Source organism: Gluconobacter sp. Dm-62 (assembly GCF_018256155.1).
Taxonomy (GTDB): Bacteria; Pseudomonadota; Alphaproteobacteria; order Acetobacterales; family Acetobacteraceae; genus Gluconobacter.
Genome location: NZ_JAERLY010000008.1, coordinates 72,720 through 93,837 on the forward strand (window position 1 = coordinate 72,720; position 21,118 = coordinate 93,837).

Annotated in this window: 18 protein-coding genes and 1 tRNA gene; 4 read left to right on the forward strand and 15 right to left on the reverse strand. The window is 56.3% G+C overall.

Annotation, left to right across the window (positions count from 1 at the left end):
- Window positions 1-220 precede the first annotated feature (220 nt).
- Entirely contained in the window at window positions 221-1,654 is a 1,434-nt protein-coding gene (locus JK202_RS09785) for an FkbM family methyltransferase (protein ID WP_211560570.1), read from the reverse strand.
- Between the two features lie 94 nt (window positions 1,655-1,748).
- Between JK202_RS09785 and JK202_RS09790 the strand changes: the two genes are divergently transcribed.
- Together JK202_RS09790 and JK202_RS09795 are read left to right on the forward strand one after the other, a co-directional pair.
- Window positions 1,749-3,887: a hypothetical protein gene (locus JK202_RS09790; RefSeq protein ID WP_211560573.1), complete on the forward strand. Its 2,139-nt coding sequence runs from the start codon at window positions 1,749-1,751 to the stop codon at window positions 3,885-3,887.
- The gene (locus JK202_RS09795; protein ID WP_211560574.1) at window positions 3,884-4,918 is read left to right on the forward strand and encodes a hypothetical protein; all 1,035 of its coding nucleotides are present in this window, start codon (window positions 3,884-3,886) and stop codon (window positions 4,916-4,918) included. The genes JK202_RS09790 and JK202_RS09795 overlap by 4 nt, the downstream gene beginning before the upstream one ends.
- A gap of 24 nt (window positions 4,919-4,942) precedes the next feature.
- On the opposite strand, the gene JK202_RS09800 is transcribed toward JK202_RS09795, so the two are convergent.
- From JK202_RS09800 to JK202_RS09855, 12 genes are all read right to left on the reverse strand, one after another.
- A complete protein-coding gene (locus JK202_RS09800) occupies window positions 4,943-5,881 on the reverse strand; it encodes a glycosyltransferase family 2 protein (RefSeq protein ID WP_211560576.1) in 939 nt (312 codons plus the stop codon).
- A 102-nt stretch (window positions 5,882-5,983) separates the two neighbouring features.
- The gene (locus JK202_RS09805) at window positions 5,984-7,990 is read right to left on the reverse strand and encodes a hypothetical protein (protein WP_211560578.1); all 2,007 of its coding nucleotides are present in this window, start codon (window positions 7,988-7,990) and stop codon (window positions 5,984-5,986) included.
- A gap of 13 nt (window positions 7,991-8,003) precedes the next feature.
- On the reverse strand, window positions 8,004-8,483 hold the full coding sequence (locus tag JK202_RS09810; RefSeq protein ID WP_211560580.1) for a hypothetical protein: 480 nt from the start codon (window positions 8,481-8,483) through the stop codon (window positions 8,004-8,006).
- 25 nt (window positions 8,484-8,508) lie between these two features.
- The gene (locus JK202_RS09815) at window positions 8,509-10,656 is read right to left on the reverse strand and encodes a glycosyltransferase (RefSeq protein WP_211560582.1); all 2,148 of its coding nucleotides are present in this window, start codon (window positions 10,654-10,656) and stop codon (window positions 8,509-8,511) included.
- 634 nt (window positions 10,657-11,290) lie between these two features.
- Window positions 11,291-11,366, reverse strand: a tRNA-Phe gene (locus JK202_RS09820).
- A 61-nt stretch (window positions 11,367-11,427) separates the two neighbouring features.
- The gene (locus JK202_RS09825; protein ID WP_211560584.1) at window positions 11,428-11,607 is read right to left on the reverse strand and encodes a DNA gyrase inhibitor YacG; all 180 of its coding nucleotides are present in this window, start codon (window positions 11,605-11,607) and stop codon (window positions 11,428-11,430) included.
- Window positions 11,604-12,647: a ribonuclease E/G gene (locus tag JK202_RS09830; protein WP_211560587.1), complete on the reverse strand. Its 1,044-nt coding sequence runs from the start codon at window positions 12,645-12,647 to the stop codon at window positions 11,604-11,606. The genes JK202_RS09825 and JK202_RS09830 overlap by 4 nt, the downstream gene beginning before the upstream one ends.
- Window positions 12,644-13,300, reverse strand: coding sequence for a nucleoside triphosphate pyrophosphatase (locus tag JK202_RS09835; RefSeq protein ID WP_211560590.1), 657 nt, complete (start codon window positions 13,298-13,300; stop codon window positions 12,644-12,646). The genes JK202_RS09830 and JK202_RS09835 overlap by 4 nt, the downstream gene beginning before the upstream one ends.
- Before the next feature lie 13 nt (window positions 13,301-13,313).
- Entirely contained in the window at window positions 13,314-13,532 is a 219-nt protein-coding gene (gene infA, locus JK202_RS09840) for a translation initiation factor IF-1 (protein WP_007282896.1), read from the reverse strand.
- Between the two features lie 195 nt (window positions 13,533-13,727).
- Window positions 13,728-15,023: a DEAD/DEAH box helicase gene (locus tag JK202_RS09845; RefSeq protein ID WP_211560592.1), complete on the reverse strand. Its 1,296-nt coding sequence runs from the start codon at window positions 15,021-15,023 to the stop codon at window positions 13,728-13,730.
- A 127-nt stretch (window positions 15,024-15,150) separates the two neighbouring features.
- Window positions 15,151-15,591, reverse strand: a complete 441-nt coding sequence (locus JK202_RS09850; protein ID WP_211560595.1) for a hypothetical protein — start codon at window positions 15,589-15,591, stop codon at window positions 15,151-15,153.
- A gap of 52 nt (window positions 15,592-15,643) precedes the next feature.
- Window positions 15,644-16,807: an autotransporter strand-loop-strand O-heptosyltransferase gene (locus tag JK202_RS09855; RefSeq protein WP_211560598.1), complete on the reverse strand. Its 1,164-nt coding sequence runs from the start codon at window positions 16,805-16,807 to the stop codon at window positions 15,644-15,646.
- A gap of 367 nt (window positions 16,808-17,174) precedes the next feature.
- Between JK202_RS09855 and JK202_RS09860 the strand changes: the two genes are divergently transcribed.
- Window positions 17,175-18,566 (forward strand): cytochrome-c peroxidase, encoded by a 1,392-nt coding sequence (locus JK202_RS09860; protein WP_211560600.1) that lies wholly within the window; start codon window positions 17,175-17,177, stop codon window positions 18,564-18,566.
- Window positions 18,567-18,732: 166 nt separating this feature from the next.
- Complete coding sequence (locus tag JK202_RS09865; RefSeq protein ID WP_408872151.1) at window positions 18,733-20,064, forward strand: autotransporter strand-loop-strand O-heptosyltransferase; 1,332 nt, start codon at window positions 18,733-18,735, stop codon at window positions 20,062-20,064.
- Between the two features lie 20 nt (window positions 20,065-20,084).
- On the opposite strand, the gene JK202_RS09870 is transcribed toward JK202_RS09865, so the two are convergent.
- Entirely contained in the window at window positions 20,085-20,510 is a 426-nt protein-coding gene (locus JK202_RS09870) for a hypothetical protein (RefSeq protein ID WP_211560602.1), read from the reverse strand.
- Window positions 20,511-20,520: 10 nt separating this feature from the next.
- A complete protein-coding gene (locus JK202_RS09875; protein WP_211560606.1) occupies window positions 20,521-21,105 on the reverse strand; it encodes a prepilin-type N-terminal cleavage/methylation domain-containing protein in 585 nt (194 codons plus the stop codon).
- Window positions 21,106-21,118 lie beyond the last annotated feature (13 nt).

The following is a 21,118-nucleotide window of genomic DNA, read 5'->3' on the forward strand; positions in this document are numbered from 1 at the left end:
CTTTCATGCGCTTGGTGCAAAGTGCGGTCTCAGGAGACGTTACACAGACCAACGTTGAAAGCAGGAACGTGGCAGGCTTCAGTCAGATGCATTGAAAGAAGGATTTTCTCGTTTGCTCTGAAAAAAAACCTGCGTCCGGATGCGCTTACGTGCCGTCCCGAAAACGTATCTATCTCGCCGGCAATGAGGGTTTTGGAAAGCGAACCGGCCTTGGGTGCTTTTATTTCTCCTGATTATTGAGCGCATCCAGGCGCTCAAAGGCCAACTTCTGGGCTTCTGCAAGCCCCGCCTCAGTCTGTTCCAGACGTTTCCAAAGATTTATTTCGGTCTGGGCTGCTTCCTGGCGGCTTTGTTCAGCCTTTTCCAAAGCACTGAGACGCTCAAAAGCCAGATCCTGTGCCTGTTGCAGCCCCTGCTCGGTCTGCTTCAGCTGACTTCGAATATTGGCTTCTGTCTGACGGGCGTCCTGTAGCAGGTTTCTGGCTTCATTCAGGGCTGTCTCGAGGTCCTGGACATGAGCATCTGCCTTGTGAAGCTCATCCAGTCGTTCCAAGGCAAGTTTTCGTGCAAATTCGAGGCTTTCCTCGGCTTTATCCAGACGTTTCTGCTGTTCATCGTAAAATTGTGTGTCCGGTTCCGATGTTAGGTGAGGTGTCCCCTCAGACACAGCCTCTTCCGCCTGTGTATGATCACCAAGAAAGTTTTCGTAGGACTGTTTCAGCACCTGCCGGCTTGCCAGCGCAGCAAGATAAATTCCGGACGCTGTCATTGGCCATTCTGCAGGGGCCCAACGCGGGGTCTCCCATAAAGCGCGCCGAAGCGCCTCACGGCTGGTAATTTTCTTCAGAATGCACAGATTGCGGGACAGGGTCTCATCCAGTTCAGGAATGGACTGGTCCCGGCTCGCAAGAAGACCCGCTTCATAAGCCCATGGCATAAGGGGTGCCGTCTGCCCGCGGTGGTTATCGGAATTATGGGCAGGGAATGCGAAATAATGGAGTTTGAGACCAAGACCAAGGAGAAGATCGGCACAATCGAGTGACGTTTTCTCCTCGTTGCATTCGATCCAGATCAAGGACTCTCCAGTCGCAATAAAATCCCGGTCATCTGCAAGAATGGCATATTCCATTCCTTCAGCATCAATCTTGATAAGATCGAAAGGGCCTTTTTCCTGACGCAGTCTGGTGAGAGTTGATGTCGCCTTGGCTGGCACGTCGTCGGGGATATCCGCAATGGCCTCATCATAGACAAACGACGTTGAGCCGAGATTTTCATCCTGCCCGTAATGGCCATGAACCTCATAGTTTTCCGGGGCTACGATAGCGTTGATGACGGAGATCTCAGGATGATGCGCCGCAAGAGCGATATTTGCGCTCAGGAAAGGAATAAGTTCAGGATTGCCTTCCACCGCGCATAGTGACGTCAGGCGGCGAAGGGAAGCTACGCCCAACCCAAACGTCCCGATGAACGCACCAATATCAAGAACCCGTGCACCATCATCAAGAAGAGACGCGCAGAACCTGACCTCGTTAAAGGCCCATTCTCCATAATAATCAAGAAAACGACCGATCAGATCATGCTTTAGATCAGGAACTTTTAGTTTCCCGTAGCGTGTTTCGGTATCAGTGATGGAAGAAAACGCGGTTCTGGTCATATGAATTCTTGATTCGGTTAGATGTTAAATATACATATTTCGGCAAGTCTGTCAGCTACTCCCTGTCCCCTCCAACTCATAGATCGGATGCCAGTTGCCTCTCCTTACAGACATGTTTGATGCCTGCTGGTATCTGGAAGCCAACCCGGACGTTCGGGATGCAGGAATTGACCCTCTCGAACATTTCATGTCCGTTGGCTGGAGAGAAGGACGAAATCCCTCTCCCGGATTTGATACGCTGTTCTATCTGCAGACCAATCCTGATGTTGTTGAGGCAGATCTCAATCCGCTTGAACACTTTATCGTGACCGGACATAGCGAAGGGCGAAGGCCCTTACCGGAAGCTTCAGTGGAACCGTCAGCCTTGCCGCTTGAGGAAGACGCTTTGAGGGCTCTCTTCGATGAGAAATATTATCGGCAGCAACATCCGGGAAGCGTTCCATCTGACCAGGATGCTTTTACGCATTTCATGACAGCAGGCTGGCGTCGAGGTTATAATCCCTCTGCTGAATTCGATACCCGGTTCTATCTGGATAGCAATCCGGATGTGAGTACCGCTTCTCTCAATCCCTTTGAACACTATGTCATGTCAGGTCGCGCAGAAGGACGTCCGGGCCTCCCCTCGATTGAGGAAATGGAGATGCCGAGTGCGCTGGATGATGTGCTGGCCCCCGGTATGGAAGTTGTCGCGGCTGACTTTGATCCGGAATTTTATCGCCGCCGCAATCCTGATGTTCGTGGGAATGATGACGACCTTTTCCGTCACTTCATGACTTCTGGATGGAAAGAAGGACGCGATCCGAGTTCGCGGTTCGACGTCGGATATTATTTCTGGGCAAATCCGGATGTTGCTGCAGCGGGCATCAACCCTCTTCTGCATTACCGACTACATGCGGCCACAGAAATCCGGCGCAGTCTTCAGCCCCACGCGATGGAGCGGGCTGTTCTGAGGAACTGTCGTGCTGTTCAGGACAGAAAACCTTTCTGGCAGCTTCCGGAGCGCGAAAAAGCTGTTGATGAATGGTATCTGGCCTCTTTTCTAAAGCGCGCTCGCAAGCAAAATGATCAGGATGCTGGGCTGATCGTCTCAATCAGCCATGATGATTATCGTCGGGTGCCAGGAGGCGTGCAGAACTGCGTTCGTGATGAGGCTCTGGCTTTTTCTTCCCATAAATGGGCTTATCTGCATCTTTTTCCAGCCCGTGCCATCTCCACACTTGCTCCCTTGCATCAGGGAGAATTTGTTGCGTCCCTGAACGGTGAGTACATCGGACGGGTGGCTGTCGACACGCTGTTGAAGGTTTTGGCGACACAGCACGGTCACTATCCTCACCGACATCTGATCATTCACCATCTTCTGGGGGTCGTTCCAGAATGTATTCCTGTCATTGCGCAGGAAATGCACGCGCAGAAGAGCGTTTTCTGGCTGCATGATTTTTTCACGATCTGTCCGTCTTATGCATTGATGAGAAACGATATCGCTTTCTGCAATGCTCCTGCACCGACATCGCCTGCATGTAAGATCTGCGCATATGGCGAAGAAAGAGAGACGCATCTTCCCAGGATCAGAATGCTTTTCGAAGCACTTCACCCTGAAGTCCTTGCGCCTTCGCGATACACCCTCTCTTTCTGGCAGAAGAAAACAGATTTGCCTGTCAGCAGTGCGTCTGTTCAGGAACATGCTTCCGTCACGGCCAGGGTTCCGGTGGGAAAAAGGAAGAGCCCCGATGTCCTGAAAATTGGATTTATCGGGACGCCTGTCTTCTATAAGGGATGGGATGTTTACCGGAAGCTGGCAGCGCAGCTTCTGGGAGATCAGCGGTATGAATTCTTTTATCTTGGTTCGACGTCCCAGGATGCTGTGAATGTTACATCACTGGCCGCCACAGTGACGCAGGCTGATCGTGATGCCATGCAGAAGTGCATTCTTCAGAATGGGATCGACATCATCGTAAACTGGTCTCTGTATCCGGAAACGTTTTGCTTTACGGCTTACGAAGCCATCGCAGCAGGGGCCTTTCTTCTCGCGCCACAAGGAAGTGGGAATGTCGAAGACCTCCTGACTTCTTCAGGAGACGGCATCGGGTATGTTGTTCGTGACGATGAAGAACTCACGGAGCTGTTCACCACAGGCGAAATAACGTCTCTGGTTGAAAAATCCCGGAGAACGACAGGAAATCTTGTGATCCGCCCCTGTACGTTTGCGTATCTCGTGCCGGAGGCCGCGCAATGACTGTTTACTGTTTTACAAGCGCTACTTATTCCTATCTTGGTCGTGTTCGTGTGCTGGCAAAAACTGTCCGCGAACATCATCCGGACTGGGTCTTCTGCCTCTGTCTCTGCGACGTTCCGCCACCTGGGTTTGACCCCGCAGTGGACCGGGATGTATTCGACGAAGTGGTTCCTGTTACGAAACTGGGCATTCCCGATTTGCCGGCCTGGATGTTCAGGCATAATATTGTCGAGCTTTCTACGGCGGTGAAAGGGAAAATGCTGTGTCGGCTTCTGGAAAAACCGGATGCTGACAGTGTGGTTTACATCGACCCGGATATCGCTCTCTTCAATCCACTTACACATGTCATGGACTTGTTGAAAAACCATCCGGTCGTTCTGACACCTCACCAGCTTGAACCAGAAATACATCCGCAGGGAATTGTCGATAACGAGATCGGTTCGCTCAAGCACGGGATCTATAATCTGGGTTTCATGGCGATTGCCAATGTGCCGGAAGGGCGTCGTATCGCTGAATGGTGGCGCGACAGGCTGCTGGTCTACTGTCGGGATGATCCTGAAAACGGACTTTTTACAGACCAGAAATGGTGTGATCTGATTCCGGCCTTTTTTGAAAATCCAGCCATTCTGCGGGATCCCGGATACAATGTGGCAAGCTGGAATCTAAGTCACAGGCCGATCAGGATTGATGGCAACGGCCAGATTTTTGCGGCCGATGCGCCGTTGCGCTTTTTCCACTTCACAAAGGTGGATACGGCGGGTGAAGTCATGCTGGAGCGGTATGGAAGTGAAAGTATTGCCCTGTTTGAGCTTCTGCGGTGGTATCGGGAAGCTATTCAGAAGCAACAGCCTGCCGAGGTGCCCCCTAAATACTGGTATTATGGTACCTACGAAAACGGCACTCTCATCAGTCGTCCGGAGCGCCTGATCTACAGAGATAGAAAAGACCTGCAGATGGCCTTTCCTGACCCCTATCGGTCAGGACCGGAAAGTTTTCAGAACTGGTGTATCGTTCACAGTAACGAGTTGTAAAAAAGGGGCCTTACGGCCCCTTTTTTATGCCCGTGGCGGAGCGGGGTAATTCAGATACGCCATCCGCTTCATTTCGCGCCTACCCAATGCAACCGTATCAAGGATCAGGCCGCAGGCAGCCGACAGGGCAGACAACATGACAAGTCCCGTTGCAAGAACGGCTGTCGGCAAACGCGGGACCAGTCCCGTGCGGAGGAAATCAAGGACGACCGGAATTCCCAGTACTACTCCGGCGAGGAAAAACAGGCCGCACAGCAGTGTAAAGAACAACAGCGGCCGTTCCTGTTTGACGAGATTGACGATGGTTGTGAGAATTCGAAAACCATCATGATAGGTCCGCAGCTTGGAAAACGATCCGGCCGGACGCTCGATATAGGTCGTCGGGACCTCCGCAATGGGCATGGCGAGTTCAAGAGCATGAACGGTCAGTTCGGTTTCCGTCTCAAATCCAGCTGACAGCGCGGGGAAAGACTTCACAAAACGGCGTGAAAAAACGCGATAGCCAGAAAGCATGTCGGAGAGACGGCGGCCGAAAACACCTGTCACCAGCCCCGTAAGAACACGGTTTCCAAGAACATGTCCGCGCCGATAGGCTGCTTCCCGGTCCGTAACGCGGGCGCCGTTCACCATGTCGAATCCGCCCTGATATGCGCATTCCAGCAGCCGGGGGGCTGCAGCTGCTTCATAGGTCGCATCGCCGTCCACAAGGATATAGAAATCCGCTTCGATGTCAGCGAACATACGTCGGATGACATGGCCCTTTCCCTGCATCGTCTCTGTTCTGACAATAGCTCCGGCGGCGCGCGCTACTTCCGCTGTCCTGTCTGATGAGTTGTTGTCATAGACATAGATGGGATAGTCAGGAAGAGCGGCCTGAAAGTCCCTGATGACCAGAGGTATGGCGGTTTCTTCGTTATAGCAGGGAACGAGGACCACGACGCGTAGAGTATCAGGAAGGTTCATTTTCAGATATTTTGCGCAACAGGATTGAAGGTCATCGCTTCTGTATCCGCGATATCCTTATAAAAAGCAAAACAGAGCCCCATGATACAGCTCCGTTTGGGTTCAACCGGGTCTCCACCCAAAATCATGGACGAACAGGCCGAGCTCCCTTGTATCCTGCGATCCTAGAAAAATACTTGAAGGCGGGTGCGGCGTGCTGACATTGAGGTTGAGCGTCACGCTTCCATCCTCTGCGACGTCTTCCGCCGGAACTGCGCATTCCAAATGGTGCCGTTCACCGTCTTTCCAGGTCCAGCTACAGATATTTCCTTTTCGCCCCGTCATGGAAAATTTCATGGGACGCATACCAGTATTCCACAGGGCATTGGCGTCCACAGTGAGGACAATGCTGGAGTGGACAGGGGTGCGGAAGCGTAGCGTTCCTGTCCTGTTATCGACCCATCTACCTTCGGGCTCAATTCCGAGCCAGCCCGCTGTGCTTGCCTGCTGTCCCAGTGGGGATGTCAGGATGATGTTTTCACCAGCAGGTAGTGAAACCGGCGGCAGCATGGTCCGGGCAGAGCATGTCCAAGGGCCCAGCTTGCCCCAGCATGGGATGCCGGGCTCAAGGACGATCCGGCCTGGCTCAGGCAGGCCCGTAAACGTAATTCCATCTACGGGAGTAATGGATAAAGACCCTGCCGGCCATGTCCGAAGGGGCTGAAGCATCATACCGCCCGGAATGGGAAAAGCTTTGAAATCGGCAATGGGAAGCACCTGATGTGTGCCAATCCATAATGCATGTGTGCCGAAATACATCTGGTCCGGTGCGCCAGTGGCAGGAATGGTAATCGTGTCCATGGCCTGAAGGCTGGGTATCGTCAAAGACGCAGTATGGCCATTTTCCAGATGTCCGTGAGGGCCATATGAAACGGGAACGGCACGCCAGCACACCAGAAACAGCATCGCCGGTATGACAGCGATTATGAAGCGTGGATTATAGACCAGAAAGCGCAACAGGACGATGCTGTAGAGGCCCAGAAAACCAAGGCTCCATTTGAAATAATGGATGTTATGGAAGGCCCAGATCCCCGGAGCGTGCAGGTCCCGGTAAGCAAGATAAAGCGCGGTGGAACTGCTGACACTCAGAAAAACAAGCAGATCGACAGGCCGGCGATATGCTGCGCTTGCAAAGATAACTCCGACTAGGCCGGTCAGTACGAAAGGCAGGCTTTGAATGATTCCATAGCCCGAAGGCAGAGCCGGTTCTGGAGCGATCATGATCTCGACCCAGTGCAGCGGGAGCAGGGCTGCATCAAAGCCAACGGCCTGAGAGCTGACGATGTAAGGCGCCAGATGAGCTCCCCAGACCGCCAGATAAAGGATCAGGGTGGGCAGCGCGCCGGCAACAACACCGCAACCCAGTGCCAGAACAGCTAGGACGCACGTCATGAGTGACGTGCGATGTCCCCTGCGCTGCAGCATGAGATGGAGCAGGACCACACCGCCGCACACGCCAAGCAGAAGTGCTCCATCAACGGGACGTCCGCCGCCCACGATGGCTGTGGACAGGCCCGTGACAAATGCAAAAAGAGGCTTTGGATTTCGGATCCAGTACAGACAGTACAGGATTGCAAGCAACATGAACGGAACTGCGAGCGTGCTTGTCCAGGGCGTGCTCCAGACCTGCCTGATACTCGGCGGCCCCATTTCACAGACCAGAAAGACCAGCATCCCCAAGGCAGACGACGCTGGAGCCTCGGGAAAGACAAGTTTCGTCAAAGCCCCAAAAATCCAGACGGATGCCATCAGGCAGATCAGATTGAGCGGTAGAAAAGGATCCGGAAGATGAAGCCACACTCCGGGAACAGCGAGCGCCGGATAGAGCGGAAGGTACCATTGTTCGGCTGACGAGAACTGCCCTTTTGCAAAAGACAGGGCCGCGTGAATGTAGTGGGACTGATCATAATCTCCCCACCACCCATTTCCCGGAAGTGCCGCTGTGGGATGATGCCCGTCCTGGCACCAGCTGATCAGGCAGATGAAGGCTGCCAGAAGTGGCAGAAATATTTTCTGACCCACAGAGGCAATGATGCTGGAAGGACGGAAACGGGAGGAAGGTACGGGCATCAAGGGTTCAGATTCAGGTGCGCAAACGCGATTTCAGGAGACGGATGACCACGCGGAAGGGGCGGGTAATACGCCAGGACGTGGACCGGCGGACCGCATCCAGCCACATGCGGGCATCATCACGCTCTGCCACGAGCAGGCGAAGCTGGTCTGCAACATTGTTGGGCACGATATCAGGATGGGTCTTGGGAATATCCAGATCATGCGACGTATCAAACAGCCGGCTACGCAGATGGATCAGCTCTTCCCGGCCACCATGGGCCATCGCCAGACGCATGGCGTAATCTTCACAGCGTTCCTGAAGGCGGGCAATCGACGTATGAAGTCTCTCGACCTCATTTTTCAGGAAAGACGCTTCGTGCTCGGCGCGGGAACGCGCTTCCTGTGCCAGTTCGAGAGCGCCGGTCTTCAGGGAAGCGGAGGGTGGAGCTGTTCTGTTTTTCTGCCCAGGACGTGGGGCGTTCTTGGTCTGCACGTGATTTCTGGTGGACATAAAAACTTCTTTTCTTCTTGAGAGCTCAGGCCTTTTTCGTCAGCTCGGCAAAACGCTGCATCTGTCGCTTGAGGACGGTCTGAGCGTTGTAGTTCGTTTGAATGAACTGCTGGGCTGCAATGGCCTTCTGCTGTGCTTCTTCGGGATGATTCATGACGTGCCGCATCAGCCATGCTGCATGTCCGATATCCGGGTCAGCCCATTTCTGACCCTCTCCGAAGGGGTATTCGCCCTTTTTGACAGGAACAAGGCGATATCCGACGGGATATCCCGTGGCCGGTGAAACCAGGTCTGTTGTTGCTGCGTAGTCAGTTGCGATGACGGGCAGTCCAAGGGCCATGGCCTCAGCAACAACCAGTCCCAGCCCCTCACAACGGTGAAGAGAGACAACGCAGTCACAGCACGTCATCAGGGAAAGAGTGTCTGCCCGGGAGAGAACTCCGTTGATCAGAATGATATCAGGGTCGTCACCGATCAGTTCAAGGAAAGCGGCTTCACGGTCTTTTGCGAAATTGCCGTTCATGGTCTTGATGACGAGGGCCGCGCGTCTGGAGCTGCCGTGACGCTGGCGCATCTGGCGGAATGCCGCGACAATGCCTTCCGGGTTCTTTCGTTCGATGAAAGACAGGAAATCAAACGAGAAGTAGAAGAGAAACGTCTCTTCAGGCAGGTTGTAGCGGACCCGCGGCTGCGCCACCGGAAGATCAAGCGTCAGGGCAACCGGCATATAGACAACCGGCTTGTCCAGTCGCCCTGCGAGCATCCGCTGGATCCAGCGGGTCTGGGCCCAGATTTCATCAACCCCATCAAATGCGGCCAGCCACTCTGCTGGAAATTCTTCCAGCTCCCAGGCCGGCATGCTGATTCTGTAGCCGGGATCCGTGACGGACTGAAGATGCTTGAGAACAGCCGGAAGCTGGTCTGCATTGATATTGGCATACAGCTGGATACGACCACGAACCCGGCTGTTCAGCAGATGGACGCAGCTTATGTCCGACCGGTCCGACACAACTCCGAAGGCGACATCCACACCTTCAACAGCCAGTCCCGAATGGGACAGACTCTGGAGAGTATGTCGTGCGACAGTTCCTACGCCGCTGGTCGTCTGGAGATAACCTACAACCGAGACGTCAGGACGACCGGCCGACTTATGAGATATGCTGACTGGCCGGGGAGGGCTGACCTGTCCGAAGCGGCATGCAACGGGCTCAATGAGCCGGTGATCCAGACTCTGTTCGGAACGGGCATTCTTGACATACCAGTGGGTCAGACTCGTGAGGTGATCAGCCCGCTCTGGATCAAGGTTGAGACGCTGGTTGTCGAAAAAATTCCAGAGGTAGTGCTGGAAATTGGTGAATATGAGGTTTTCCCTGTCCAGGCTGCCTTTTGGCGAAGGCTGATGAAGATACGCCTCATAGGTCTCAAAAGGATCTGACGGCCAGTCGGGTGTGAATTCCCTGAACATACGGCGCACGTGCTCAGGAATTCGGGTGCCGCTGCGGAAAGATCCATACGCATAAAGCGCTGCGGGAATTTTACCGTAGCCTGCCGCAAAAAGAAGCTCGGAATACTGATCGAGAAGATTGCGGAGGGCCGGCGCAATGTCCGTCCGGAAGTGACGGCAATGTTTGCTGAGACAGTTCGGATGGCGTGGATCAAAGCCGCTGAAATGGAAGAAGACGAGGGGATCACCACCGGCGGTCCACGTCGTTTTTTCCTGCCTGAACGTGACCTGAGCCAGATTCCAGTAGGCAAGATTCATCCCGCGGTTATGGATAATATGCGTGTTGGGGGCAAAGCATGGCGCCAGATCCATGAACTTCTGGTCTACGAAAATGCCTTGTTCCTGGGCGTTGATACAGGTGCGGTGAAGGCGTCTCATCCACCAGCGGATTACATCCAGTGTCTCTGCTGATCGGGACGCACCCAGAAAGCCCAGATTATAGACGCCTGCCCGCATGATCGTGATGTCGTTGGGATCGGAATCACCTTCTGCCGGCCGGTGCAGATGCGGCGTCAGGAGAAGTGAAGCGCCTTCATCAAAATGTTCGAGCAGCAGATCTAGCCTGTTAAGCAGCAGAATATCCGGATCGAAGTAGAACACACGATCGAATCCGCCTTCTACAAGAAGGTGTTCCATCAGGAACGGCTTGATGGCCGTATTGAATTCCATGATGTCATATTGAAATGCAAATGTCTTGAAATCAGGAATATCGAGCGTATGCGCTTCAATAATTGATGCCGGTCCCTCGTAAAGACCCTCCCAGTCAACTATCTTGTCTGCCAGACCGATGAAAAGTTCAAATTCCGGATGTAATTTTGCAACCGATTTCATAAGAACACGGGCGGCAGGCATGTAATTATTGGAACAGATCGTAAAAAGAGCGACCCTTGGTGAGCGTGGCTCGTTCTTTTCGGTTCCGGACGGGGAGGGCAGGGATCGGGGCGAGGTAATCATAAGAGGGCTGCTGGCTCCAGTAATAACTTCAACCACCAGTCTTGATGTTGAAATCAGCAGAATGTGTTAATCTCATGATACCAGTCTGTGTGCGTGGCGTAAATCTTCCACGCGCAATAATGGAAAGGTTCAAAACCCTTTTTGATTATTGCCAAAATGAGTAGTCGCACGTGCGTGGATAAATTTGCTGCTCACGAAGATTGAACACTGTCTGGATGGATTTTCAGTGTCCGCTTGAATGAGGACGTCGATCCGTTTCAAAAGGCTGCGCGGCGAACAACTGCGCGAAAAAGTACGCCTGCTCTTAGGAAGAGAAGCGGAAAGATTCTGGTAATTTTCAGGAAATAAATGGTGCCCAAGACCGGGATCGAACCAGTGACACTGCGATTTTCAGTCGCATGCTCTACCAACTGAGCTACTTGGGCACCGAAGCTTCAGGAATAATCCCGTTGCGGAAATGGGGTGTAGCTTATGATCGCGGCGGGATCAACCCTCCCCGTCGCGATATTCGTCTTGTTCTTCCTCATTGTCCTGACGGAAGGACGGAACACGGTAGGTCCCGCTGAACCAGCGGCCCAGATCGACATCCGCGCAGTGGCGTGAGCAGAAGGGGCGGAACTTCGCATCGGTGGGGCGATGGCAGATCGGGCAGGTGGAATCGCTCATGACAGGCTCCAGCTTGCAGGTGGGGCATTGGGGTCCAGAACAAGATCCAGCGGCCGGGCGCGGCGGGACGTGAAATCCGCCAGGGCGTCGGGGTCGTTTTCCAGCGCCGTGACGAGGCTGATCGAGGCGGTCAGCGTCTGCCCGGGCCGGTTTTCACGCAGGATCGTCCTGAGAAGGGAAAGTGCCTGTCCATGTGGGGAGGACAGGAGTTCATGCAAAGGGGGGCGGCGGCGCGGGCGCGTCAGTTCCAGCAGACCGGAGGGGGTTGCACCGAGGATGTCCGGTTTCAGGGGGTCGCCTGCGACAGCCTCACGCAGGAACGGCACCAGAGCCGGGCGTTTGCGCGTTTTCACACCTGCCGGGTCCACCAGAATCGTGCCCGAGAGGTTCCTCAGGCGGATCTGCCGTGCCAGCTCGGGGAAAGCTGCGACATTGCCTTTGAAGTCCGGGGTGCAAGCGCTGTCGAGGTCGATGGCGATGAGGGCTGGGGTCGGGAAAATGCTGGCAGTCAGCAGGCCAAGATCGGCCTCGGGGCTGCCGAGACTGTCGAAATCGGCTTCAAGCGCGCCGTCGAAGGCCTGCTGGCAGCGCTGAAGGCGCGGGCGCAGTCGGAGGGGCAGTTTTGCAGCAATTCCCGGATCATCCACGAAAATCGGAACATCCGGATAGCGGTCCGCCAGCTCGTCGAGCGGGGTTAGTCCGCGTTCGAGCAGTTTGGGTGCGGAAGGTGCCTCGGTAGGCATGTCCGCTCGGCGCAGGCGCAGGCCTTTGCCGTTCTGGGCGGCACGGCTGACGCGGGCTGCGGTTAGAGAGCCTTCGATCAGGGCTTCACGAGTGGAGAGAAAGCCGCTCTGGCCGTCTTCGAGCAGGACGAACGCACCCCCTAAAGCGGGGGTGCCCTTCTGGACGCGGACGACATGCCAGTCTTCCAGACCATCCGGGCAGCCGGGACGCCAGATTGCGGCGTCCAGCAGCGTGTCATGGTCTGTGACGGCAATCCGCACTTCGCCTGGGGAACAGGCTGCGCGGATTTCGGTCATGCGATCCAGCCACCCGAGAGTTTACCAACCGGTTGCCCGCGCAAGAGTTGGGCAGTTTCAAACAGGGGCAGTCCTACGACGGCGGAATAGCTGCCGCCGATCTGGCGGATATGGGCCCCTGCGGCACCCTGGATGGCATAGCCACCCGCCTTGCCTTGCCAGTCCCCCTGCGCGATCAGAGCGTCGATCTGCGCGTCCGTCAGGCGATGGAAAATGACGGAGGTTTCCACCAGACGCTCGCAGGCCGTGCCTTGAGACCAGCCCGCGCTCGGGCGCAGGACCACGGCTGTCAGCACTTTGTGGCGACGGCCGGAGAGCATCCTGAGACAGGCACGGGCCGTCTTTTCGTCTTCGGCTTTCGGCAGCACGCGGCGGCCGACCGAAACCACAGTGTCCGCGCCGAGGACGAGCGCTGCATCCGTGCGCTGCGCGGCCACATGCTCCGCCTTCTGGCGGGCGAGGCGCTGCGCAAGCGGGCGCGGCAGTTCGCCGGGGCGCGGTTCTTCGTCGATATCGGCGCTGACGACGGCGTCGGGCACGATGCCGATCTGTTCCAGCAGGCTCAGGCGGCGCGGGGAGGCGGAGGCCAGAACGAGCTTCGGACGGTCCGGAAGGCCGGATGACCCTTCTGCGGAAGACGGGGAGGAGGTCATGCGGCGGACGGTCTTACTTGAAGCGGAACGTGATCCGGCCCTTGGACAGGTCGTACGGCGTCATTTCAACGTTCACGCGGTCACCGGCCAGAACGCGGATGCGGTTCTTGCGCATCTTGCCGCTGGTATGGGCCAGGATGGTGTGCTCGTTGTCGAGCGTGACGCGGAACATGGCGTTGGGGAGCAGTTCCATGACGGTGCCGGTAAACTCGATCAGGTCTTCTTTTGACATGTGAATCCTTGCTTCAGGGACAGGGTAATGATCTGCGCGCGGCAGCGGCTCCGGTGCGGAACCAGAAAATCCAGCCCGCTATGTGCGGACTGTCAGCCCAAAGGTCAAGCATGACCGGTCCCTGTCCCGGGATTCTTGCGGTTTTTTGGGGCTCTGAGGTCGTGCCGCCCTCTCAGACGGCACGACGGGCTCCGTTCAGGACGTTTTGGTGGCAGCAGCCCGGGCCGCCATCTTTTCTTCTTCGGTCCAGATGCGGCGCTCGCGCACCTTCTGCGGCTTGACCTGCTTGACCGGACCGCCACCGAGGACAGGCGGGCGCATGGTCGAGTTCCGGGCCTTCTCGCAGTGCCATTCATGGGTGTCATGAACGTCCAGTGTCCGGCCGATCTCACGCTCCACGGCGTGCAGCCAGGCGCGCTGTTCGGCATCGCACAGCGTGATGGCGAAACCGCTGCGACCCGCACGGCCCGTCCGGCCGATCCGGTGCACATAGCTTTCCGGCAGGCTCGGCAGATCGTGGTTGATCACATGCGTGACCGTATCGACGTCGATGCCGCGCGCGGCGATATCGGTCGCCACCAGAACCTGCACATCGCCTTCGCGGAACGCGTTCAGGGCACGCTCGCGCTGACCCTGCGAGCGGTTGCCGTGCAGGGCCTCGGCTGTGATGCCGGATTCCGTCAGGAAGGTGCAGACCTCGTTGGCGATGTTCTTCTGCAAGGTGAAGACGACGGCCTGACCGATGCCCGGCGTCTGGAGCTGGGACAGAAGCGCCGCTTTTTTGTCGGACGCATCGAGGAACATGACCGACTGCGCGATCCGGTCCACCGTGGTTGAAGGCGGTGCGATTTCAACCTTCGCCGGGTCACGCAGAAGGCTCTCGACGAGGGCTGTGATGGATTTCGGCATTGTTGCGGAAAACAGCACCGTGTGCCGGTCTTCGGGGAGCGTTGCGACAATGCGCTCGATCGGCTTGGCAAAGCCCATATCCAGCATCTGGTCGGCTTCATCCAGCACGAGCGCTTCAAGCTGCGACAGATCGCACAGGCCCTGCTCGATCAGGTCCAGCAGGCGCCCCGGTGCGGCCACGATGATGTCCACACCTTCTTCAAGCGCCTTGACCTGATGAAACTGGCTTACGCCACCAAAGATCGTGGTGACGCGCACCGGCTGGTGCCGGCTGAAGTTCTCGAATCCGTCTGCAATCTGGGAGACCAGCTCACGCGTGGGGGCCAGAACCAGAATTCGCGCGCCGCCCTTGGGGGCAGGGCGGGGCGTTTCGGCAAGCCGGTGCAGCAGCGGGAGGGCAAAGGAGGCTGTCTTGCCGGTGCCGGTCTGGGCCAGGCCGAGCAGATCACGGCCTTCCAGAAGCATCGGGATGGACTGGGCCTGAATCGGCGTGGGCTTGACGTAACCCGCATCGTCCAAGGCACGAAGAATCGTGGGCGCAAGGGCGAGATCGGCAAAAGTTACGGCAGAAGTCGGGGACATGATGAAGCGGCGCCTCCGGCGCTGAGTATAGCTGCGCCTGATGGGGCTTCGCGGATTCAGAAAACGGGCTTGTACGAATGATGCCTGTCGCCGTCAACGCAACGAAAGAGCTTACCGAGCCCGTTTGTCAGGACAGTTTGGAAATATCGCGCATGGCCACGACCAGAGACATATGTGACGCCAGAAGCCGCTGCGGCAGCGTGGGCAGATAGATCCGGATGGCTTCAAGCCGCTTGGATTCCGGAAGAGCCGCGAAAGGGGGGCGTGACCCCGGCCCGTCACTGCCCGCATCATAGCTTTTCGCGATTGCCACAAGGAGAGATGCTGGCACCGAGGCCAGCAGGGCTCTCTGCGCCGGGCTAAGAAGCCGATCCCGCAACGGCCCGGACAGGGTGCGTTCTTCAGCCATTTTCGGCGGCTCATACGGCTTGAGCTGGCTCAGCGGAAATTCGACTTCCACGCCATTGGCCTGCTCCACATAGCCGGTGGCGCCCTCGATATCGACGAGCCTGCCGTCATGCGTTCCCTTGAGGTCTGAAACACGATCACCGATAGACAACTTAGCCATGACTGATTCCCCCATATCCGGACAAGCCTTAGAGCAATTCCGAGCCGGTAGCTTACAAAATCTCGGTCATGAGGTTTTCGATGGCTCCGATGACGTGCTTTCCCTCAATGGCTCTGGTGCACTCGAACTGTCGTGGTGTCGCTTTATGCCGGGGACACCAGAAATAGTCCTGAGGGTCCATCTGGTGCCGGGGGTCATTTGCGCAGCCGTTACAGACATTCCTGTTGATCAGACGCCAGGGCGTGGCAAATTCATTGAAAGGCTGCGTGAAGCCCGAAATCATGACCACCGGGCATTCTGCCGCCCATGCCAGCCATGAGAGCCCACTGGAGAGACCGATAAAGAATCTGGCATGTCTCAGCCAGACGGCCCGCTCCGCCAGCGGTCGGTTACCTGTCTGATCTTCGACGCCGTTGGGGATGGTATTCCAGACGATTCCATGGCCGGAAAAAGGCTTCTGATCGATACACACGACCCGTAATCCCTGCTGCCTGAGAAAGGAAACCACCTGTCTCCAGCCATGAGGGTTATTCCAGTATTTGGCCTGACCGGATGCCTGCGTCGCAATGCAGACATAGGGTTCATCCAGGGGAGAGGATGACGCAGCTTCGGGAAGGCGGGGCCGAATTTCACGTTGTTCGTGGCCCAGAATATGCGCTGCCGTATCAGATAGTCCTGCAAGGCGATAATCAACAGGCTGATAAATCCCGTTCTCGTCATTGTAGAAGACACAGACTTTGTATGACGCATAATACAGCGTTTCATCTGTGGTCCCCGACACGATCATGCGTATGTCGGGATAGGCTTCACGCAGAAGATCAACCAGTGGCGCTTTCATGATGCAGGTCAGCCGGCATCCATGCTGCAGACGAAAATGCTCGACATGACCAATCCAGGCGAGATGGTCGCCAAGCGCGCCAAGACTCATATCGATCCGGACGTCCCTGTCGCGGAGGTCCAGGTCATGGGTGAACAGCTTCTGTTCGCCACGCCAGACTTCAACCCCGAATTTTACGAAGGAACGTCGCGTCGACTGTAGTGTCCCCTCGTTCAGGGGCATATCTGCAAGAACGGTTGCGGTTTGAAGATCGCGCAGACGGATCCGCCAGGGGATGTCGCTCTTGGGAACAGCGATCCGGGCACCGTCATTGAAATCAAAACGAATGCCGTCCGGGCCGGAAAATACCGGAACCGTCGGCAAAAGCGGATCAGCCATCGAGAGCTCTTTTTCGGAGGAACGATGCTCCGTATGTCTGCGATATCATGTGTCTGTAGACCTTGGCTTTCCGTCCGATCCGGACGATGCATCAGCCCTGTCGTAACGGGAAGGGGGCGGCCGGAAGCCTGCGTTCAGCTTCATAAAACTATCATAACCCCCTGCTGCTGAATCCGTTATCAGCCCTTGTGTCGGCTAACGCGACTGCTCCGTGCCGGAACCGGTACGGGCGTTGTCTGCTCATAACCGGCGCCGAGAAACACCACCCTCTGCGAGAATGGTACGACCTTTGGGTATGACAGGCACAGAACACACCGGGCGTGCTGATCGTCGCATTACTGAATTATCCGTATTCCCTCTGATGAACATGCTGTGGCGGACGCGGCTTCTGCTCGCCGTCCTGGCTGTTACGGCGATGGGCGGGAGCTGTTACGCACAGTCTCCGGCGCCGGGTCAGGATGTCTGCGATCCTGCGCCAGATGGTCATAACCCCTGTCCCCAGACTTTCCATCGTCCGCGGGAGGCGCCCCTGTCCCAGATGGCGCAGGTCGGGCGCATGCTGTTTTACGACGAGGCTCTTTCCGGTTCGGAAAAACTGTCCTGTGCATCGTGTCATGACCCGGCAAACCATTACGGTCCCGCAAGTGGCGCATCCGTCTTTACCGGCGGTACGGATCTGCATCGGCAGGGCCGTCGTGCCATTCCCACAATGACATATCTGGAGCGTATGCCTCCGTTCAGTATCGGTCCGGATCTTGGAAATGATGATGTTGCCCCACGCGTCATCGGCGTCCCGAGTACTGGAAACCAGCGCGGGAGCAAAAGCGCCACCGATACGGCATCATCCGCTGCGCATATCGTCCCTCAGGGTGGCCTGTTCTGGGATGGCAGGGTCGATACGTTTCAGCAACAGGCAGGCGGACCGCTTTTTGATCCCGACGAGATGGCCTCTACCCCGGAGCGTGTCACGGCCAGACTGAATACGGCGCCCTATCGTGCGGCTCTTCTGGCGCTGGCGGGAACGCGGGGCGAAAAAGACCCTTCCTTTCTGCGGGAAGAAGCCCTTTTCGCGATTGGCCGTTATGAACTCGAAGACCGTCATTTTCACGAATATTCGAGTAAATTTGATGCCTGGCTTGAAGGAAAAGCCACGCTCAGCCCAATCGAACGTGAAGGATATCTGCTGTTCAATGACCCGCAGAAGGGCAACTGTGCTGCGTGTCACCTTGATCACATCACACGCGATGGTCTGCCGCCTCTTTTCACCGATCATCAGTATGAAGCGCTGGGCGCACCTCGCAACATGACGATCAACCGTAATTCGGCTCCCGGCTATCATGATCTGGGCGTCTGTGACAGTCAGCCTGACGGCCGCAAGGCGTTTGCAGCCTATTGTGGAATGTTCGTGACGCCGACGCTGCGTAATATCGCAACGCGTCACGTCTTTTTCCATAACGGCGTTTTTCATACGCTCAAGGAAGTTCTCGACTTTTACGCTGTCCGCGATCTTCAGCCCGAAAAATTCTATCCCCGCGCGCCAGATGGAAAAATCAGCGCCTATAATGATCTTCCGGATCCGTATCGTGCCAATCTCGACACGATGGACGCGCCATTTGACCGCAAGCCCGGAGAGAAACCGGCATTAACCGATGCCGAACAACTCGCGATCATCGCTTTTCTGGGGACTTTGACGGACACAGATGCCCCGGCTTCCGCGCCGGTCATGGATCAGGGTTCGCTCTCTTCGTCCCGGCCCTGATGCTCGCACGACGCCAACGGCATACGGTTGTTTCTGAAAACGCCTGTGTGCGGGTTTTCAGAATAACGGGCCGTATAGCCACGAGAACCGCAAACAGAACAGACAGAGGAACAAGATGATGGGTGATCTGCTCCAGGTGTCTGAATCTTCCAGACCCGCGAAAGTGATGGAGGTCGATGCCTCCTCCAAAGTGACGGAAAGCCTGCCTGTAAAGGCGACAGACGAAAAAAGGGAGGGAGAAGCGCCGGAGAAAAATCCCTTTCTGAATCCTGTTCCACTTCCTGTTCTTCAAGGTCCTGCGAGCATCCGGTTTGATTTCAACCAGGGAGCCCGTGTCGTTCTGCCTGCCAGGGAAACCGGGCAATGGCATGCCGTTTTGCGCGATCTGGATACCGGCAACATCCTTTTCACCAGCACCAATGCCGGAGCACAGATCGCCTCGGCCAAACGCTATTACGTCCGTTTCGGAATCGAGATTGACGAAACTGATGCTCAGGGTGTCCGCCGGCAGATCCTGCGTCATGAACTCGACCTGCGTGACCGGCCGGTTATCGTCGAGATCCCCGTGGGAACCCTTGGTGATACGCTGGGCTGGTTTCCCTATGTGGCGCGTTTCGCGAAGCTCCGGAACGCCCGTGTCACCTGCGTCATGTCGGGCCTCATCATTCCTCTGCTGCAGGATGCCTACCCGGAACTCACTCTGGTCACAAAGGCTGAGGCAGAAGAGCAGAAGCTCGTCGACACGTCCTATGCCAGCTACCGGCTTGGTCTGTTTTTCGATGACAAGGACCACACCCAGCAACCCACGGATTTCCGCTTTGTCGGTCTCCATCGCACAGCGGGCTATATCCTTGGGATCGATCCAGCGGAAGAACCCCCACGTCTTGCTGTTGAGGACAGCGGTCGTCCGATCGAAGAGCCTTATGTCTGCATCGCTGCGCAGGCTTCAAGCCAGTGCAAATACTGGAATAATCCTGCTGGATGGTGGGAGATCGTGAATTTCCTCAAGCAGGAAGGCTATCGCGTCGTCTGCATTGATCAGAAACCTGTTCATGGCACGGGGATTGTCTGGAACCACATTCCTTTCGGCGCGGAAGACCAGACGGGTGACCGTCCTCTTGCTGAGCGCGTGCGCTGGTTGAAGCATGCCGCATTTTTTATTGGCGGGAGTTCCGGTCTGGCCTGGCTCGCCTGGGCGGCAGGTACGAAAGTTGTGATGATCTCCGGATTTACCCATCCGACAAACGAATTCCACACGCCTTACCGTATCATCAACTGGCATTCCTGCAATTCATGCTGGAATGACCCCGCACACCAGTTTGACCATAAGGATTTCCTCTGGTGCCCGCGTCATGCCGGAACAGCGAGACAGTTTGAATGTACGCGCCTGATCACACCTGCGCATGTCAAAGCAGTCATTGCCACAATTCCCGGACCAGTCTCATCCAGTGTTGCTGAAATCCGCGGCACAGAAATGCAAAATGCTCCGATCACCTGATCCAGACATGCCTGACTTTCTTACGGCGGCGGAGCGTGTCGAAAATCCAGATGAAGCGTAACGGATTGGCCGCCGCGTTCCAGCGTTGCTGCCGTTGCGCTCAGTGTCGCGACTTTCCACCCTGAAAAACTCTGGTCTTTCTGCGCCCGGAAAACCTTGGGCTGGTCCGGCAGTCGAAACAGGGCTGTCAGAGCCTCCCCGTCCCTGGTGATCCCTGTCAGGATCGGCATTGATTCCGTAGCGGCCTGAGGTCCATGTGCGGGCAGTCGTGTGGGGGCGAACAAGGGGCGGGCAAGAATTTTTGCAACCTGAGCACTGCTTTCAACCGTTTTTGTCTGTGCAAATAATGGCGTGCTGGCATCGACCGCAATCAGCATCAGAGGCAATGCTTTCGCCCAGAAGAAAACGCCGTTGCGACGACCAGGCGCAGAATGCTTTGATATCATTCCATATTCCTTACTCACTCCGTGCCATCACGGGATGAATGACCATTTCCGACCATGGCAGGCCGTGTTCCGGGACGATCTGAATGCCGACAAGTGCGGGAAGGGCGCTCTGCGTCCATGAGGTTTTCCAGCCCTCGTTCCAGTACCGGACATGAAGTGCCCGAATGGACGCCGCCAGGACTTCCTCGTGAACAGGGTCCTGAACCGTGCAGTCACTCACCCTGTATCTGCGCCAGCGCAGCAGAAGGCGCTGTGTCCTGTCGAGCCCCAGCCCGATCTCGATCTCATGCACCTGTCCATCAGGCATCCTCAGGGTACTGACGAATAACGTCCGGTCCTCGCGTCCGACGAACATGTGTCGTTCCGCATCAAGGGAAAGTGCCCCGTCAGATGCTTCAGCCGCACCAACGAGACGCCGGAGGGCCTGCTCCGTCTCGGACTGTACCGCCTCCTGATCAAGCATCATGTCCTGTCGGGCCCAGCCTCGCATTCCAAACGTCACGCTGCCGCTCAACATGAGGAAAAGGAGGCCCAGCAGGACGACCACCACAAGCATTTCCAGCAGGGTAAAGCCCTGTTCACACCGCTCAATCATGTTTTCCGTACGC